At 37.8% G+C, this 17,561-nt stretch carries 15 protein-coding genes and 1 pseudogene; 5 read left to right on the forward strand and 11 right to left on the reverse strand.

Translation table 11 applies throughout. The annotated features are described in order from the left end of the window. Positions 1-351 precede the first annotated feature (351 nt). The 3 genes and pseudogenes from ASF92_RS16610 to ASF92_RS21460 form a co-directional block, all read right to left on the reverse strand. On the reverse strand, positions 352-981 hold the full coding sequence (locus ASF92_RS16610; RefSeq protein ID WP_056095777.1) for a helix-turn-helix domain-containing protein: 630 nt from the start codon (positions 979-981) through the stop codon (positions 352-354). 9 nt (positions 982-990) lie between these two features. Further along, a complete protein-coding gene (locus ASF92_RS16615) occupies positions 991-1,476 on the reverse strand; it encodes a PaaI family thioesterase (protein WP_056095781.1) in 486 nt (161 codons plus the stop codon). 248 nt (positions 1,477-1,724) lie between these two features. Further along, positions 1,725-2,375: pseudogene (locus tag ASF92_RS21460) on the reverse strand (DUF2306 domain-containing protein). 404 nt (positions 2,376-2,779) lie between these two features. On the opposite strand from ASF92_RS21460, the gene ASF92_RS16625 reads away from it, so the two are divergent. Then, positions 2,780-3,943, forward strand: a complete 1,164-nt coding sequence (locus ASF92_RS16625) for a S41 family peptidase (protein WP_056095784.1) — start codon at positions 2,780-2,782, stop codon at positions 3,941-3,943. A gap of 327 nt (positions 3,944-4,270) precedes the next feature. Here ASF92_RS16625 and ASF92_RS16630 read toward each other — a convergent pair whose 3' ends face one another. Then, a complete protein-coding gene (locus tag ASF92_RS16630) occupies positions 4,271-4,555 on the reverse strand; it encodes a hypothetical protein (RefSeq protein ID WP_157263950.1) in 285 nt (94 codons plus the stop codon). 396 nt (positions 4,556-4,951) lie between these two features. Between ASF92_RS16630 and ASF92_RS16635 the strand changes: the two genes are divergently transcribed. Both ASF92_RS16635 and ASF92_RS16640 read left to right on the forward strand, forming a co-directional pair. Continuing rightward, the gene (locus ASF92_RS16635; RefSeq protein ID WP_056095792.1) at positions 4,952-5,182 is read left to right on the forward strand and encodes a hypothetical protein; all 231 of its coding nucleotides are present in this window, start codon (positions 4,952-4,954) and stop codon (positions 5,180-5,182) included. Then, on the forward strand, positions 5,169-5,561 hold the full coding sequence (locus tag ASF92_RS16640) for a type II toxin-antitoxin system VapC family toxin (protein ID WP_056095795.1): 393 nt from the start codon (positions 5,169-5,171) through the stop codon (positions 5,559-5,561). Before ASF92_RS16635 ends, ASF92_RS16640 begins: the two co-directional genes overlap by 14 nt. A 33-nt stretch (positions 5,562-5,594) precedes the next feature. Here the strand turns inward: ASF92_RS16640 and ASF92_RS16645 are convergent, their stop codons facing one another. Together ASF92_RS16645 and ASF92_RS16650 are read right to left on the reverse strand one after the other, a co-directional pair. Further along, on the reverse strand, positions 5,595-5,921 hold the full coding sequence (locus ASF92_RS16645) for an alpha/beta fold hydrolase (protein WP_157263952.1): 327 nt from the start codon (positions 5,919-5,921) through the stop codon (positions 5,595-5,597). 168 nt (positions 5,922-6,089) lie between these two features. Continuing rightward, entirely contained in the window at positions 6,090-6,656 is a 567-nt protein-coding gene (locus ASF92_RS16650) for an alpha/beta fold hydrolase (protein ID WP_056095804.1), read from the reverse strand. A 322-nt stretch (positions 6,657-6,978) separates the two neighbouring features. Here ASF92_RS16650 and ASF92_RS16655 point away from each other — a divergent pair, with 322 nt between their 5' ends. Then, positions 6,979-7,812: a macro domain-containing protein gene (locus ASF92_RS16655; protein WP_197413318.1), complete on the forward strand. Its 834-nt coding sequence runs from the start codon at positions 6,979-6,981 to the stop codon at positions 7,810-7,812. A gap of 39 nt (positions 7,813-7,851) precedes the next feature. Further along, on the forward strand, positions 7,852-8,145 hold the full coding sequence (locus ASF92_RS21280) for a hypothetical protein (RefSeq protein ID WP_197413319.1): 294 nt from the start codon (positions 7,852-7,854) through the stop codon (positions 8,143-8,145). Positions 8,146-8,293: 148 nt separating this feature from the next. On the opposite strand, the gene ASF92_RS16660 is transcribed toward ASF92_RS21280, so the two are convergent. From ASF92_RS16660 to ASF92_RS16675, 5 genes are read right to left on the reverse strand one after another with little or no spacing between them, the layout of a single operon-like run. Continuing rightward, a complete protein-coding gene (locus ASF92_RS16660) occupies positions 8,294-10,138 on the reverse strand; it encodes a UvrD-helicase domain-containing protein (protein WP_056095808.1) in 1,845 nt (614 codons plus the stop codon). Then, the gene (locus ASF92_RS16665; protein WP_056095811.1) at positions 10,125-12,140 is read right to left on the reverse strand and encodes an ATP-dependent endonuclease; all 2,016 of its coding nucleotides are present in this window, start codon (positions 12,138-12,140) and stop codon (positions 10,125-10,127) included. Before ASF92_RS16665 ends, ASF92_RS16660 begins: the two co-directional genes overlap by 14 nt. 18 nt (positions 12,141-12,158) lie before the next feature. After that, on the reverse strand, positions 12,159-15,893 hold the full coding sequence (locus ASF92_RS16670; protein WP_056095815.1) for an AAA family ATPase: 3,735 nt from the start codon (positions 15,891-15,893) through the stop codon (positions 12,159-12,161). 1 nt (position 15,894) lies between these two features. Further along, a complete protein-coding gene (locus tag ASF92_RS21285) occupies positions 15,895-16,077 on the reverse strand; it encodes a hypothetical protein (RefSeq protein WP_369817111.1) in 183 nt (60 codons plus the stop codon). A gap of 49 nt (positions 16,078-16,126) precedes the next feature. After that, positions 16,127-17,128: an exonuclease subunit SbcD gene (locus tag ASF92_RS16675; protein ID WP_197413320.1), complete on the reverse strand. Its 1,002-nt coding sequence runs from the start codon at positions 17,126-17,128 to the stop codon at positions 16,127-16,129. Positions 17,129-17,561: the final 433 nt, after the last annotated feature.

Here is a 17,561-nt window from a genome sequence, read left to right on the forward strand (position 1 = left end):
TTTTGGCCGTTAAAAAGAAAGGCTTGTGAAAAGTTAATCTAGCGATTTCTACAAATAATTATAACTCGGTATTTGTCGATTTCTGCATTTCCATCTAGCTAGGCCATCGCACAGTATCCCCGTTCTACTTAAACCGGCCTAACAAATTTTTCGGGTTGCACTGCTACGGCCGCACAGCTGGCTTCAAAAGGAAAATTTTAAGCCGGCATTTTTTGTTTCTTTTTGATGCCAAAAAGAAAGAGCTCTTCGGCGGCGGCGAGCCGAGGAAAGACCGTGATGTGGCAATGATCATTGCGACTCACTCATATTGTTTTTTATAAATAAATTATCCCCCGAAATGAAGAATATACCTTATTTCACCGCTGTAAAATACTCTTCCTTTTCCGAGGTATGGGTTCTGATTACATTGGTTAAGATTAAATTAACCAATATTTTTTGTGCTTTTCTATAAGAACAACGAAGCAATTTGCTGAGCCCTTTAAGCGTTATTTGTCCTTGTTCCTCAAGGTATTCGAGTAGTTTTTTTTCATTATCAGAATAGGAGATGAGTACGCCCTTATCCCGGTGGTCATTTTTTAAAACTTCCACAATTATTTTACTGGCTAAAACGCTCTTGTCATCAATTCGGATGTAGGCCCACCATTTTTTCTGATCATCCAGGGCATAATGTGGCTTAGTATCGCTTTCCGGAATGTTAACAACCAGGACCAATTTATCATCTACATAAATTTCTTCGAAACCGGGTTCAATCGCCGGTCTGCAAAACTGATGTGCAGAAGTCAGGATCATGTATTTTTCTTCCTCTTCAGATTTTACACCTTTAATTGTACCATCGTCGGCCACACCAATTAATAGTTTACCTCCTTTATTATTGGCAAACGCAACCAGGCTCTTCGCAATTTTTTCGGTGCTGGTAATGGTCTTCTTAAAATCGAGCCGCACACCTTCACCCTGTAAAATCAAACTTTTAATACTTGGCATATCAGCATATTAATAAGCCACCCGAGGTGTTTCGCCCTGGTGTAAGTTTCTGATGTAAACTTCATTCATTACGGTAGCACACAGTTCGCCATCTTTATTGGTAATTTCCATTGGATAGGCTTTAACAAATTTTCCGATGGTTTTCAAAGCTTCTTCGGCTTCTGCAATCATTTCATCGGTAACCGTAATGGTAAAATATAAATGAGAACGCCCCGGTTTCAAGTATTGTATTGAAGCGCTTTTCAGCCAAACCCTTACTTTGAAACCCCTTCGCTGCATCAGCTGATCGAATAACAATGCATAAAAAGGATCAGTCGCCGCATATATGGTGCCACCGAATATAGAGCCATTGTAATTTTTGTTCAAAAAGCTTTTATTCAGTTTTACGGTGCAGCTTTTAAAATCATTTTCAAATTTCTGAACCCAAATGCGCTGGAAAAACAGAGGAGGATACAGCCGCATTGCCCATTTAAGGGTGTTTTGAGAAACTATCATATTAATACTAATATCCGAAAGATTTGCCGTCTTTTAAAGTTTAAAGATTATGTTTTTTAATCGTTCAATAAATCAGTCATTGACAAACAATACCTGCATTTACCGGCCGTATTTCTCCTGAACTCAAAAAATGAAATTGTAATGCCAAATGAATACCGCATAGGCGAAATAAGAGATAACCTAGACAAACTTTCAGGGGCCATCAAATAAATTATCAGCTGCACATGCCCTGTTATGAATCGTTTATTCTAGTTGTATCCTGGTAAAACCGGCCCGACAGCGGATTTCACTACCACGCTTCGAAGCCGTTTTGTAATCAGGTAAGCAACCAAGAGATTAGGTATCCAACAAAGCCAGGCCACAATAAGGTACGCCGTATTAAAGTCGTGGAAAAATGCGATAAGCATGGGTAAATAAATGCGCAGGGTTATGGCGGAACAACAGGTGGCATAACTGTAGATCATCATCTGCTGATGTTTAACAACCAGCCCGTTCCTGATGTATAAATACGCTTTCAAGGTGGCATAAAACCAAATAATCCCCAGTAACATGAAGCCAGAGGAAGCGATTATGCCTCCTGTGGCATAAAATGCAATTTAAATTCCTGCAAGTGCGCTAAGCAGGCAGGAAGTAATATATAATTTGCCAATATTCCGATGCCATTTTGGAAATTTATTTCGCCAGCTGTCGACAAATTGAGACCATCCAATCAATAGCGCGATGCCGCCAAGAATGATGTGCAGGTAAAAGCCAGCATTCCAGGCTAAATCGAGCAGCAAAATATTACTTTTCGATTGTAGCAAGCCAAATCTTCTGTCGATGAAAAAATAGATAAGCGGGTATAAACCAACCAGGATTGCAAAAACTGAAAGTATTTTAAATGAATATTTGGAAATCATTTAGCGTAATGATTGTTGGTTTAGGATGCGAAGGTATTTATAAATAATCAATCAAAGTGTGTGCTTAAAGATAAATCTATGTTAATTTAAGAACGCTATGTGGAGTGCATATGCAAGGATGTCCCATGCTCGATGTTCGCGATTTTAGCGCAAAGAATGAATTCATAGGCTCTATTTCAGCAACTAATCCATGGAGCTTAGGAAACCTACGGATAGACAAGTCAGAAGTTGGGATAAAATTATAAGGCTTTGGGATAACGGAATGCTTTAGTTTAATTTTTATCAATATAATTGAGTTCCGGATAGGTGCTCAAGGCTGAGCACATAACAGGTTCATCACTTGCTGTTAAATAATTGATATCTGTTTAAGAATTGCATTCAATTATATTGAAAACCACATTCATATGAAATTAAAAAAACTTTTTTCCGTTATAGTCTTCTTCCTAATTGGAACCAGCCTCCCTGCACAGGAAGCTCAGAACAGAGCAGATCTCGATTTTTTGTACAATTCCATTCTTAAGTTGCCATCTTACAAAGATCAGCTGAAGAACGATAAAGCCTATCATCAGCTTTATGAGAACATGCGCAAGGATTTAAAGTCCAGCGATGAGTTCGAAATTTATCTCAGATTACTCCAGTTGATATACCCTATAAAAGACAACCACCTGGGTTTATGGAGAAAGCCAGATTCAAGCTTCCGGTTTAAGTATTTAAAGGAAAGGGTGGATGAGAAAGAAGTCATGTCAAAATATGAAATGTATCCGGTTGATAGTCTTGAAGGCATTTATATAAGACCCGGAAACGCTGACAGGTACGTTTTATTTCGAAAGATGGAAAACGTTTATTACCTGCTGAATTTTAAAACAGGCATAGTGGAATTAATTTTAAACCAGTCAAATAATCAAACCTTTGATGCCATTCGATTTATGGGGCCTCCGGTTCCTTATGTACTGTACAGAAATGTTAAATTAACCAACGGAAAACTGACGGGGCTAAACTTTCAAAAACTTTTGCCACAAACCTATGCCCCCATAAATTTCGGTGATGGAAAATATGAATACAAGGTGCTTGAGCATGAAACAGGTTATCTAAGATTGAGTACATTCAGTTCGGGCAATGAGAATATTAAAATTGCTACTGATTTTTTTACTAAAGCCAGTCCAACCATCAATACCAGGTACCTCATTGTCGATTTAAGAAACAATGGCGGTGGCGGAGATAAAACATCGGGGCAATTTTATAAGTTCCTGAAAAAATATGATGGCGAGATTTTTATTTTACAAAATAGCAACACCGTAAGCAATGCTGAACAGTTTATCATCAATATAAAAAGCGCAAAAAAAATAACGACGCTAGGGGAGCTTACGCGCGGAACCATAACTTATGGAAGTAATTATGGCAAGACAATTGATCTGCCCAGTAAACGTTTTCTATTCTACCCGACCGATATGAAGGGTCGTTCAAAAGACCTCGCTTACGAAAACACCGGCATCAAACCAGATATAAGCCTTGACGCCTTTGGTGAAGACTGGATAAAGCAAACGATAAAGTACATTAAAGCAAAATAATAAGATAGATAATATGGAAAGCTGCTATTCATAATTTTAGGGTAGCAAACCAAGAACTATTTAATAAATCAGGATTTCCAACGCTGTAACATGATAAGCCTGTCCGTTAGCGTTAAGCGAAGCGTCTCTACGGACACAAGAACAACATTGAGTTTATAACTCAAATAAAAGCGAATCGCAGACTCTTTTCTATTAACTAATCCGTAGAGCCCTTCGGAACTTTACGGACAGACACGGTTACCTTAGGGTATTTTAGTATACAGCTGTGTCGAAGCAACACGGACAACAGGAGAGCCGACGACCAGATATTAGCTTTAAGAAAGCTCTTTAAAAACGAATAGCTGTAAGTTCTGCGTTGATGGAAAGCGCATCTGTTTCAGCTGGCAACACTTCAACTTTTGCGCTAAAAGTTAATGTTTTCGATTCCTTTTCTTTCAGCGGATATGTTGCAGCAGGATAATTGCAAAGCAGCAGGGGAAGCTTTTGACTGCCGGTAATAATTATATACCTATATTCCGTAAGCGTAGTGCCACTGATTTCATTGGTGAAATAAACGGTACCCCGTTGGTTTTCGATACCAGTGAATTTACCCGTTAGGTTACATTTTTCCAAAGCAATAGATTCAGAAGATTGGATCTTGGAACATTGAGTTAAAGAAAGGAACAGTAGTCCACAAATTAGAAAATAGGCATTTTTCATCGGGATGGTTTGTTTATTTTAGTCGGTTTTGATAGATAATGGTTTGTTGCTGAATTGTTTATGTGAAATAGCAAATATTGGTAACCTGAACAACGCTTTTTAAGAATAATTCAGGGTTCGAGAGACCTGAACTTATTCTTAAATACCAAAATTTAAATGTTATACAGATTATTATAAAGTTGTTTAGGTAGGAAAGCATAGTCACAAGCGGGACGCTTGCGCCAGATTGTGCTTATGCCCCTGAAATTTAGGGGTATGGTTATTGTAGAAATTATTCTTTATTTTTGTATTAATACTTAATAAACATCCATGCACATAGAAACGCGCAAATTACATTTGATAGAAGAAATGCTCAAAGTAAAAAGTGAGGCTACTTTATCTGCTTTGGAGAACCTGTTAAAGCGTACAAATTCTAAAACGAATAAGAAAGCACCGGCATTGAAAGATTTTTCCGGAATATGGTCTAAGGAGGAGGCAGCAGAAATGGAGCGTAATATTGCGGAGTCCTGTGAAACAATCCACCCTGATGATTGGAAATAATTTATTGGACACCAATATTGTTATTGAGTTATTTAAAGGCAATCCCACAATTACAGCGTTTCTTGAAACCTTAGATGAGGAAATAAACATTCCTTTTGCTGTATTAGGAGAACTATACCTGGGTGCTTACAGATCAGCCAACCCAAAAAAGCACATTAAACAGATCAACTCTTTTTTGGAAAGGTGTAATGTACTTATTGCTGATGATGAGACAGCCAATCATTACGCCCTAATCAAAACAGCATTGTTGCAAAAAGGAAAGCCAATACCGGAGAATGACATTTGGATAGCCGCAGTATCCAGGCAATTTAACCTAAAGTTACACACCAAAGACAAGCACTTTAAAGAAATTGAAAAGCTGAATTTACAGAGCTGGTAATTACTGACCATGAGCTGTTTAACAGGAAATGGATCACTTCAATGACTTTTTTAAAAAGCTAATCATGTCAGATGTGAATCGTTTGGGATGCGCGTAGTGTATGTTATGTTCTGTATCCTGATAAGCTATATACTCTATATAATCCGGGTGTTGTTTCTTTAATGCTTGATTTTCCTTTTCAAAAGGCATAGGATCATGTTTGCTAACAGGATCAAGAATTAATACCGGTACATCTAAATTTCTAAAAATGATTTTCGGTTCCATCATCATCATGGATTCGGCGAAGAGCGGAACTTTGGTAGGGCGCAAAGTTAGGTTTAAAAACTGTTGACTATTTTCTAAATGAAAGATCGACATCATTTCTGAATATATAATAGACCACCTTTCTGACTTATTTTTTTTAATCAGCGCCAAAATAGGAAACTGGTTCCCCTTTTCATTTTTGTCGTATAAGCTTTTATAGGCTTCAAATTCACTATTGTATGTAGTATCCCAGGGCTGTTTGTTTTTATATCAAAGTTTTTTGCCTTAGCATTCAATTCCGCAGAAGTAAGTTTGTGATAATATGTATTTGAAGAAACAGAGCCGCCATTCAAGAATCAGTCCTGATACACTTTTCGGATATGCATCATAAAAAGCCGTAGCAATATATCCACCTCTCGAAAATCCGCCAACAAAAGCTCTCTTTATAAACAATTTATCGATCAAAAATTTAATATCATCGGCAACGTGATAAAGAGATACTGCATGATTCGGAATAGCCGTTTTACCGTGTCCGTAATAATCAATGGCGATTACGTAAAAACCAGCCTTAACGAGATCGTTTGCAATGTCCAGTAATTCATAACCATTATTCATGCTGCCATGTGCCCAGATTAAACAGGGGTTTGATGAATTCCCCCATGTAAGGTAATGCATATTCACATTCTTCGTCTGTATAAACCTGCCGTGTGTTTTTTCAAAGGTAGAATACTGTTTTTTGGCGGTACTGTATAATGCCTGCATTGAAGTATTATTATCCAGCTGAAAATCTTGCGCTGATGAATTAAATATCAAAAGGCTTTCAAGTGCAATAAAAAAGAATATAATCTTCATCCATTCAAAATTAAGACTATTATGGAGATGGGTTGATTATAAGTGTATAAGGATTGTCTCTTCGTTGTTAAATTTTCTATCAGATGGTCATTCGTATTTTGTTTACAGAACTGGAAGCAGAGCGGCTTTATTGAGGTAAACTTTGTTAGTGGAATATATGGAAATAACTCAACTACTGTTGCGTGAGCAGGAGGGAGTGTCTCCGCTATAATTATTATGGAATTGAGCTAACGTTAATTTAGAATAACTAAGTTTTGCTTAGTGTTTTATCAAATCATCTTGATGCACGAATATTTTATGTATATTATTGTATTGTTAAAACATGGTTGCTCTTGACTTAAATAAAATCTGGCTTTTTAGGATTATTAGTAGCAAATTCAGGAAAACAAATCAAAGTACGTACGCTCAAAGATTTTTATTATTAATGCGATATATTAAAGGCAATCTTTTAGAGGCTGGAACGCAAGCACTCGTTAATACGGTTAATACTGTTGGTGTTATGGGTAAAGGCATCGCATTGCAGTTCAAGGAAACTTTCCCACATAATTTTAAAGTATATCTTGCCGCATGTAAGAGTGGTACATTACAACCTGGAAAATTGTTGGCAGTTAAAGACTATACTTTAGAAGGGGAGAAGTTAATCATAAATTTTCCAACTAAAACAGAGTGGTTCAAAAAATCTCAATACGATTATATTGAAAGTGGGCTACAGGATTTAGCAAAAATCATAAAAGAGCAAAATATTCAAAGTGTTGCTGTTCCACCACTAGGTTGTGGAAATGGTGGGCTAAAATGGGAAAAGGTTAAGCCTATGATCGAAAAATATCTAGGGGGTATTGAAGGTGTTGAAATTGTTGTTTATGAGCCAAATGAACAAGTAAAAGACATTCTAAAAGCTCAGGATGCTAAGAAAGAAGTTAGATTAACTCCTGCTAAGGCAATGTTGCTTTATGCAATGTACTATTATGACTCTTTAGGAGAGGATACTAGTCTTTTCATAGCAAACAAGTTAGCCTATTTTTTACAACGTCTTGGTGATCCAAGTTTGAAAAGTCTGAAATTTACTGCTCATCATTATGGGCCATATACTGTGCAAGTAGATCATCTGGTCCATGCGCTTAATGGGAAATATATCAAAGGGCTGGAGCAAATGTAAGCTAGAGCGTTTGAACCCCTGGAATTGCAGTACGACAAATTGCAGGAAGTAAGTGATTACGTTAAAAAGGAATTAAGCAGTAAACAAAGAGGTATTATAAAGCAGCTAACCAAACTGATTGATGGTTTTCAATCTGCTTTATCCATTGAAATTTTAGCTTCTGTTGATTTTATTAAAAAGCAAAATCCGAATATTTCAAAAGAAGAAGCCATTAATAGAATAAAAAATTGGTCTGAAAGAAAGCGAACACTTTTTTTAGATAAGTATTTAGATATCGCTTGGGATCATCTGGAAAATTTTAGCCAAGACGTAAATTTCGAAGCTACCACCTAAATGTATAAGTTTATCTTTAAATAATTGAGTTAGTATCATCCCATTCTTTAGATTTAGGATGAGCTGATGTTAGCGTGGTTTTGCTTCGGAATAGAGATTGATTTCTTACATAATGTGTTGATGCAGATTTGCTGGTATGTATATTTAGTTAATTTTTTCTTTCAATCATTGTAACTATACCTGATTTCTGTAATTCCTCCAGAATAACTTTAATTTTTGTTATAGATTGATTCTGCAGTCCAAAACGACCAACTCTTTGTTTACTAAACGTGAATACAACTCGCTCCTTTGCTCTTGATAATGCAACAAAAAATGCACATTTGTCCTCATCTGGTTGGCGTTCAAATGACCAAAAAGCGCCATCTTCTAGACCAATAAAAATTACAGTATGATATTCTAATCCTTTGCTTTTGTGAATTGTCATAACAGGGATTGTATCTTTACCAACCAGCATATCTAAAGCTAGAATCATATTATTTACTGTATTATAATATTTAATAAGTTCTTCTTTTAGTAAGGTTGTTATTCTATTAAGTTCAGTAGGGTTTCTATATGAGGAAAAACTGGCTATAATGCGATCTTTGTCAGCAAAATCAATTATCTCATCAATCAGTGTGTTGATTTGTTCTTTGTTACAAGTTGTGTTTTTGCACTTATCTTTCATTTTCTTAATGAAACTTGCAAGGGCAACCTCTAGTTTTAATAATTGCCCGTCTTCTAATTCTGTATGAAGATTGGTCAAGAAACTGAATGCTGTTTGCTTGGTCTCATGAGATTTGTTCTGAAAAATGGAGTATAAAATATTAATGATATAAATAGAGATTTCTTGTGTCAACATATCCTGCAATTTATTTTCATCTCTTGCTTTAGTGCCGTTTTGGTTAAAATATGCAATTAAGTCGCCTGTATATTGTTCCAGTTGCTGCTTAACCAAAATACAGATCTCTCTAGGATTAATTCCATCTGTAGTAATCCACTTCTTAACTTCTTGGAGCAATATTTGCATTTCAGATTCTGGATTTTCGAAAACCCAAACATAACATTCTCCTTGTTCAGCTTGCCATTTCGGAGATGGTGTAGCGAAATCATTTTTTCCTAATAAATGCTGAGTAAGATGGTTTAATAAAGTAACTAATCTAGGTGCGCATCGGAAGTTCATGTTAAGAGGAATTCGTGTTGCATTTACGTCAGTAATAAAGTCTTCAAACACGGTTTCTCTGGCACCTGCCCACATCATAATACGCTGTTTATCATCGCCAACAGCGGTGTAGGCTGTTTCGCTGTCTAGAAAACAACTTTTATAGAAATCGTACTGAATTTCTGTGGTATCTTGAAACTCGTCTAGAAAAACGAAATGATAGGTTTGCTGGAGAAATCTTCTAATTTTTGGATTTTTATTAATGATGTAATCAGCTAATCGCATTATCATAGTGAACGATAATTTTGATTGATGAATCATTTTCTGCCAAACCTTATTTCTTATATTTTCGCCAACATTGTTAGCGGAGTGCGGTAATTGCGTATTATGAAGTCTAAGGATGGTGTCTCTGTTTGTTGTATTATAATAATTAATGTCTTCAGCTTCATATAAATCTAAAATGGATTGATCTCTTATTAAGACATCATATTCTGAACCTATTTTGTATTCAGTAGGGAGGGCTTGTTTGAAGCGGTCTAATAACTGTTTTGCAAACGAATCGAAGGTTAAAGAGTCAAAACGATTGGATAATTCATCTCCGCAACGAAGCCTTACTCTGTCTTTCAGATTGTACGCGGCATCTCTTTTAAAACTTATTGCCAATATTTTATGAGGAAATTTGCAAGTATTCGTTTGCAAAAGAAAGCAAGCTTTTTGCGCTAAAAGTTCTGTTTTTCCTGCACCTGGACCGGCAACAACAAGATTGTTTTCAACGCTGGTCGCAACCTTAAGGGCATTTTCTTCAAGATTCATTCCATCTGTTGGAATCCATTCTTGAGTTTTAATTGGCTTCATCTGCTCTATTTGGTTTTAGAAGAGAGGATATGCAATCAAAAATCTCTGTAAATACTTGAGGTAAATTACCCTTTGTTTCTTCATCGGTCATAGATGACAAAACTTGAATGTGAGTTGTCGGTTTTCCTCGTCCCAAAAAATGATAATTATACCAAATCATTAGTTTTTTTCCATCTTCAGAGTAGGTTTCCGCCGTTGCATTTTCCGACTTTAAAGTTGCTTGAATTGCAACGTTTACTTTATCATTAAACTCATCAGGTTTTTCTATTTCATCAGGAATTCTTGGTCCACCACTAGTTGGAATAGCTTTTTTATAAAATTCCGGATAATGGGTAAGCATTAGGAAATCTAAATCAAGTGGATTAGAATAAAAAATATTATGCTTCATCAAAAAATCCACCCAGCTATTCATGTTTTCAATAGCATTCTCTTCTATTAAACTCCAGGTATGCATTTTTTCAAGTTCCTCATCAGACAATATACCAGTTGTAGTTTTTAAGATGTCTTCCTTATTAATACCTACCTTAATTAATTGTTTAAGAGCATATTTTATTCTCCCCCAACCGCCACCTTCTCTTTCTACGTCCAAATCTAAAAGCGTTACGTAAGGAATATGTAGTGTTTCTAATAACTTCCAAATATGATTTACGAATCGGTGCCCGAGCGGAGCAAAAGTGATAATGTTGTCATCAAAATCAACTTCCATCACCTCCATAAGCCGATTAAAAATAACCTCTTCGCTATCACCTTCACCAATTACAACAAGTCTTGCAAAATATAGTTCCGGATAATTGTGTACAGCCTCTTTTACGTATTTATATGCCTCATCTGTTTTTTTAGGGAGTAATATTTTATTTACTTCAGTTTCATATTTTTCGGTAATTCTAAAGTGCAGAATGCTTTCAGGATTTAATCTTTTTACAATTGCGGGTGTATGTGAAGAAAGTAAGACTTGTGAGTTATCTTTACCAGCAATTGTTTTTAGTATTTTTATTACCCTACCTAAGAGTTGCGGAGCAATATGGTTCTCTGGTTCCTCTATTGCTAATATAGTAAGTAAGGGACGATTTATACCTATATTTTCTTCATCTTCATTTTCGGATAATTTTTCTTCTATATCTAATAATGCACATACTAGTGTTAAATAAAATAGTGAACGATAACCTTCCCCTAGTTCATCAATCTTATAGGTTTTGTGTGTACCAGTAGGGCTAAACGATATTTCTAGTTTTTTTAAGATAGAATCGAAATCACTCCCGCCAAAGCCAAGAGTGGTATCTTTATAGCGCTCATCCTTATGAAATTGCTGCCAGAATTCTGTAATAGAAGTTTGAACAGTACTAAATTCTGACAAGCCTCTAAAAGCATCATTTATTTGCTCTATTTTTCCATCAAATTCTGTTTTAAAAGAATCATCCCATTTTATCTTTTTTAATACACGAAATAAAATACTCCCTGATACGTACTTTAATTGTTCTGCAGGCCGCCGAATAGCTGGCACATAAAGTATCTGTATCAGACGCCTAAAATGATTTGGAAATATTTGCTTGCTTTGCTCTTCTTCGGAAGTACCTTCAGCAACTTTTATAAAATAAATTTTATAATCAACCTCACCTTCAGGTTCGTATTCAGATCTTTTCCAAGTAGCTTCAAGTCGCAAACGGAGATATGGATTTTCATTTTCTTCATCCACTACCATATCACTGAAGAAATGCGGGATTGCTTCTTTCTCATCTTCAGCAAAATCAATTATAACCTCAATGGACAGGAATCTTTCCGTTATTTCATCAGGTTTTTCTTCTTTGCCAACATGAAAATCTTGACGAAAAATTTCTCGGTCGGCTAAGGATTGCCCGAACAACTTCCTCAATGCTTCGAGAGAAGTGGTTTTACCGGCACTATTAAGTCCAATAAAGCCAACTAGTTTTTCATCGATTGGAATTTTGACTTCATCTGGCCCGAATGACCTAAATCCTTTAATTTTTAAAGCGCTTATTTTCATGTCTATACTTTTTTATATTTAGTTTCCCAAAACCTCCACCTTACTCTTCCCGCTCTGCTGCTTACTCACTTTAATCTGGACCGGAATCCTTTCCGTCATTTCCTGTACATGCGAAATGACACCTACTTTGCGACCCTGATTATGCAATCTTTCCAAAGCATCCATTGCGATATTGAGCGTGGTAGGATCTAAGGAGCCAAAACCTTCGTCAATAAATAAGGATTCTACTTTCATTCGGCTGGATGATAAAGAGGCGAGGCCCAGAGCTAAGGCAAGTGATACCAGGAATGATTCGCCGCCGGAAAGCGAATAAACGGTACGCACTTCATCGCCCATATCCTGATCGACCACCTGTAGGCCAAGTGATGATGGAATACGCTCGATTTTGTATCGGGTGGTTAGTGCCTTTAAGTGTGTATTGGCATAACCCAGCAGAACATCAAGTGTATATTCCTGGGCAATCTGGCGGAATTTTTTACCGTCGGCGGAACCGATGATTTCATTCAGTTTACTCCAGTTTTCTGTAATGGCGGCTTGCGCTGTGATTTCTTTAAGTAGGTCGCCGATTTTGTTCTTATTGGCTTTATCTTGCTGTAGGCGGAAACTATTTTCCCCTTTTTGATGTTTCTTTTGTTCTAATTCTGTTTTGGCAGTACCATTGAGGGCCAAAAGTTCTTCAAGCGTTTGGTCGGTGGCAGCATGTTGCAAATGGTTGTCCATCGCTTGTTTTCGTTCGCTAAGAATGGTGTTCGCTTTGTTTACCTCTTCCGCAATGGTTTGTAGCGCTGCCCGCTCTTTATGGATCCAATCGTTACTTAATGCCAACAACTCATGAAGTGTTGCAATGCTGAGTGATTGATTGTTTTGCTGATTGTAATTGTTAATCCAGTCCTGTATTTTTTGTGCTGACTTTTGGGCCTCAATTTCCAAGGCACTTAAGGTAGCCGTTAATTCTTCTCTTTGGGTATGCGCCTTTGTATGCTCAATATTGAGTTGTTGTTGCTTGGTTTTAAGCTGCTCTAATTTTTGTTGCGCCTCTTCAATGGCTTGTTTAAGGGCGTTTTCAGTTATGGTTACAGGTTGTCCGTTAAATATCGCTTTGCGTTGCTCCACCAGGCCGAGATAGATTTTGTGTTGCGCCAGGTGGGTTTCGGTTTTTTTATCTGCTTCTGCAGAAAGGTTTTTAGCCTGGTTTTCCAATTCTTTTAATGTGGCAGCTAACGCTGCTAGCTGAGGGGTATATTGCGCTAGTTTTTCATCGTTTTCTTTCCAATTACGGGCGAAACTGTCAATGCGTTCTAGAAAAGGTAATGGGGCAGTTTTCCAATTTGCCATCCAGTCTTCGGCCGTAAAATAAGGCGAAAGCAATTGTTCTACAGCATTAAGGTCGGTATTTGCTTTAGCTTGGTCAGTTGTTTTGCTACTTTGTTGCTCTTTATAAACCGCCACCCTGTTTTGAAGATCCTTTATTTGATTGGCAAGCTTGTCTGTTTGTTCCTTTAGCTGGTCTATCTGGGTTTTGGCCGTCTCAAGTTGCTGCTTTTTATCATTATGTGCTTTGATTTGCGCTAATAAATCACTTTGTTTAACCTTTAGCACCTGTAAATTTTCTTCGAGCCATTCTGCTTTGTTTGCAGCGGCGATGTTATGGCTTTCTTTGGCAATATCGAATTGTTCCCAGGCTTGCTTTTTATCGGCCAATGCTAATTTTTTTGTTGCAATAGCTTCGTTTTGTTCTTTGATTACTTGCTTTAGCGTGGTGCACTCTTTAATTAAAATATCATGTTGGCTATGGCAAAGCAGGTAATTATGCTCTTTTTCTTGGTAGGATTTTTCCAATTGGGCCAACACGTTTTCCAATTGTGGATTTCGTATTACGTAAGGATGGCTGATGCTACCACACACGGGGCATGGCTCTTCTTCAATCAAAGCAGCTCTAAGTGTTTCCACATTTTCGGTAGATGCCAAACGAGCTTGCTGTAGCATTTGGTAGGCGGTTTCTTTCTGCGTTTTTATAACTGGAAGCTGTTCGGTCAATGTAGCTAATGCTTCTTTTTTGGTCTGCTCATTAGTGAGGTCTTGTTGTTGCTTGCGGTTCAGACTTTCTAATTCAGTAAAAGCGTGATCAAACAGTTGCCAGTTAACCTGTGCTTTTATCACATTTTCTACCTGCTGTTCGGTTTCGATTTTCGCGAGGTTTAATTTTTCGATAGGGATCAATAGCAGTTCCTTAGCCTGGGCTTCATGGTTTTTCTTTAGCTTTTCCAAACCTGCTAACTGCTCGTTCCAATTAAGTTCAATGGCTGTCTTTTCATCTTCGGCTGTTTTTACGGTTTCCTTTAATTTGGTCAGCGCCAACTCAGCAGCATGTAAAGTGTCTAAAAACTTTTGTGCATCCTGCAGTTTCGATAGTATCAGGTCTTTATTTTCGGCAATTGCGCTGCGGTCGAGGTTTGCTTTTTGCCAATCGGTAATTGTTTTAATGTTTGTTTCAAGATTTTTGTGTTCTTTTTGCTTTGCAACCAGTGCTGTAAAATGTTGAGCATTGATTGTAGCGGCCTTTTCAGCTTCCTGCTGAAGTTGTTCAAGCTGTTCTTTTTTCTCGCCTATTAGTGTATCCAACTTTTTCGCCTGTTCCAACAGGGGCAGCGCATCGCTTAGGGTTTTGTTTTTTGCGCTGAGGTTATTTTCTGCCGCCTGGAGTTTGATTACTACCGCTTCTTTTTGAGCAAGCAGTTTGTTAATGGTTTCTTTTAGTGCTTCAACAACAGTTGTTTTGTTGGTGTGCTGATCTTGAGCGTGTTTTAAAGCATCTGCCCAGCTTCTGGTTTGTTGGGCATGTTCGGTGAGTAGCAATTTTTGTTGGCGTGGCAAAGCCGTCTCTTTCGCTGCTGTAGCCACCTGTATTGAAGTTTCGGCCGCATAGTAGGCACTTTTAAACCTGGCAAGCTGCTCGTGCCAGGCAATTGCTGCATTTAGTTGCTCGATATCTTTTTCCAGCTTAGTAATCTGCGAGGTTAAGGTCTCCTGATTGGCTGATAGGGCTTCTAACTCTTCCGCTGTTAGCGTTATGATGCCTTCTTTTCTGAGTTCGATTTCACGGAGCAGTTGTTCTTCCAGTTTATATTTTTCATAAATCTTTTTAGAGATTTCAGAATAGATGTGTGTTCCGGTCAGTTTTTCGAGCAAAGAAGATTTTTCGTCTCTATTGGCTTTCATAAAAGCGGTAAAATCACCTTGTGCCAATAATACCGATCGGGTAAATTGCTCAAAGTTTAAGCCCACAAGCCGTACAATTTCATTTAAGGTTTCTTGCTTTTTGCCTGGAATGTTGACATTGGAAGTGATGTTTTTCAGCGTAACTGAGTCAGATTGCATGCTGCCTTCCGCCTTATTTCTTGCCCGTCGCACACTCCAGGTGGCCCGGTAGTATTGCCCGTCTATACCTTTAAAATCGACTTCTGCAAAACCATCGGCCGTTCCGTCCCGCAAAATACTGCGTACATCTCCCTGGCTAAGTGTGCTGCCCTGTACATCTTTAATTTCAATTCCTGTTTCTCTCGCTTGCAGGTATCTTGGTGTTTTGCCATAGAGGGCAAGGCAAAGGGCATCTAATATGGTCGATTTTCCGGCTCCGGTTGCTCCGGTAATGGCAAATATACCAGCCGAACATAGGGGTTCTGCTGTAAAGTCGATTTCAGTCGTTCCTTCTAATGAGGTCAGGTTTTTGATGCGTATTGCTAATATCTTCATCTTATTCGGCTGTTTGATTTACTTCCTGCGCTACTTTTTGGAAGAGTTGCAGGATTTCGGTTGGCACATCACTATTGTATCTGGATTGGTATATTTTGCCAAATACGTCGATCGGTTGCAATTCGTTTAGTTTTTCGGGCGTGATAAATTCTTGCGCTTCTTTTGTGGTAGCTGGGTATTTCACATCTATTTTGGCAAGTTTTACTCTTTTGCCTGTCAGTGCGGTTTCTATTTTATAGCGCAGGGCAGGTTCGGGTCCTTAGTAATACCCTTACTTCAAGATAAGGGGATGTTTCTACAGCTAAATCCTTCGTTGGCAATTGATCTAACAGGGCTATAACCTCATGCAGTGGCTGATGTTTTAATGGAACTCTTTGAAGTGGTACAAATACCGGAATTTCTATAGCTTCGAGGTTGCTGATTTCCTGATCGAGTTCAAAAATGATAACCTGATGTTTGTAATTTAATTCTGAAAAAGACATAGGCAATGGACTGCCCGAATAGCGAATATGCTCTTTTCCGCCAATGCGTTGCGCTTTATGGATGTGGCCTAGTGCTACGTATTTGATGTCGGGGTGAAAAGCTGCGGCCGAAACGCACTCCACACCACCCATAATGAGCCTTTCGGTTTTGTCCAGTTCAGTAATTTCGGCATGTTGTGTATGTAAATGTCCCATCGCAATAATGCTTTGCCCGTCTTGCTTTTTCTGCGCTGCATATTCAAAAGCCTCTTTATATAATGCGGTAACGCCTTCACTATAAGGATTGGCGCAGTCAGCAATAGTAGGGTAGTCGCCCATACGCAAAAAGGGTATGGCTAAGCACCACACTTTTATGTTGCCATCTTTATCATGGAGCGGAATGGTGAGTTTTTCATAATCGATATTTCCATCCGCATCCTTTTCAACCAGGCCAATGATGTGCACATTAGAAGATTCCAGTAAAGGCTTTGGAGCTTCTAAACGGGAAGCTGAATCGTGATTGCCTGCCGTGATTATAACCTGTAGGGCTGGATTGTTGGTTGTAGCCTGCTTCAGGAAGGTATAGAACATCCGGATCGATTGAGCCGAGGGATTGGATATATCGAAAACATCGCCGCTGATAAGCAGGACATCGATTTGTTTTGTTTGTAACGTTTGTATCAGCCAGTAAAGGAACTGTTGGTGTTCATAGCTACGATCGTATTCGTGAAATAACTGGCCTATGTGCCAGTCTGCAGTATGGAGGATTTTCATTTGGCAATTTTATTTCAGAAGATAAATATGATTCCTCTTAAAAGAAGGATTCAGGCATTTATTCTTCCATTTTCAGGCAATATAAATATGGCTATCGCAAATAAGACAGCTGGTAGTTAGATACTGATATCACTGAGTATCTTTCGTTAAAATTAAATTATATGCTAAGGGAAATAGCGCTTAAATGGTTGGTATTTCATTGAGATCGAGTTGGTTAATTCAAAGCAAGTATAAGCAATAAATTAAAGATTTGTAGATTAAATACTATTATTTATTATTCTCCCTTCAGCGAAATCGCTTTTAACTTTTTTCCGATAATTCTTCCTCTTTTTGCGCATGCCTAAGCATTATGTTTGCCACGGAAGCACAAAAAACACGAAAAACTTTAATCTCCTCCGTGATTTCTGTGTTTCCGTGGCTAATTAATTTTTGC

This window comes from Pedobacter sp. Leaf176 (assembly GCF_001424305.1).
Lineage (GTDB): Bacteria > Bacteroidota > Bacteroidia > Sphingobacteriales > Sphingobacteriaceae > Pedobacter.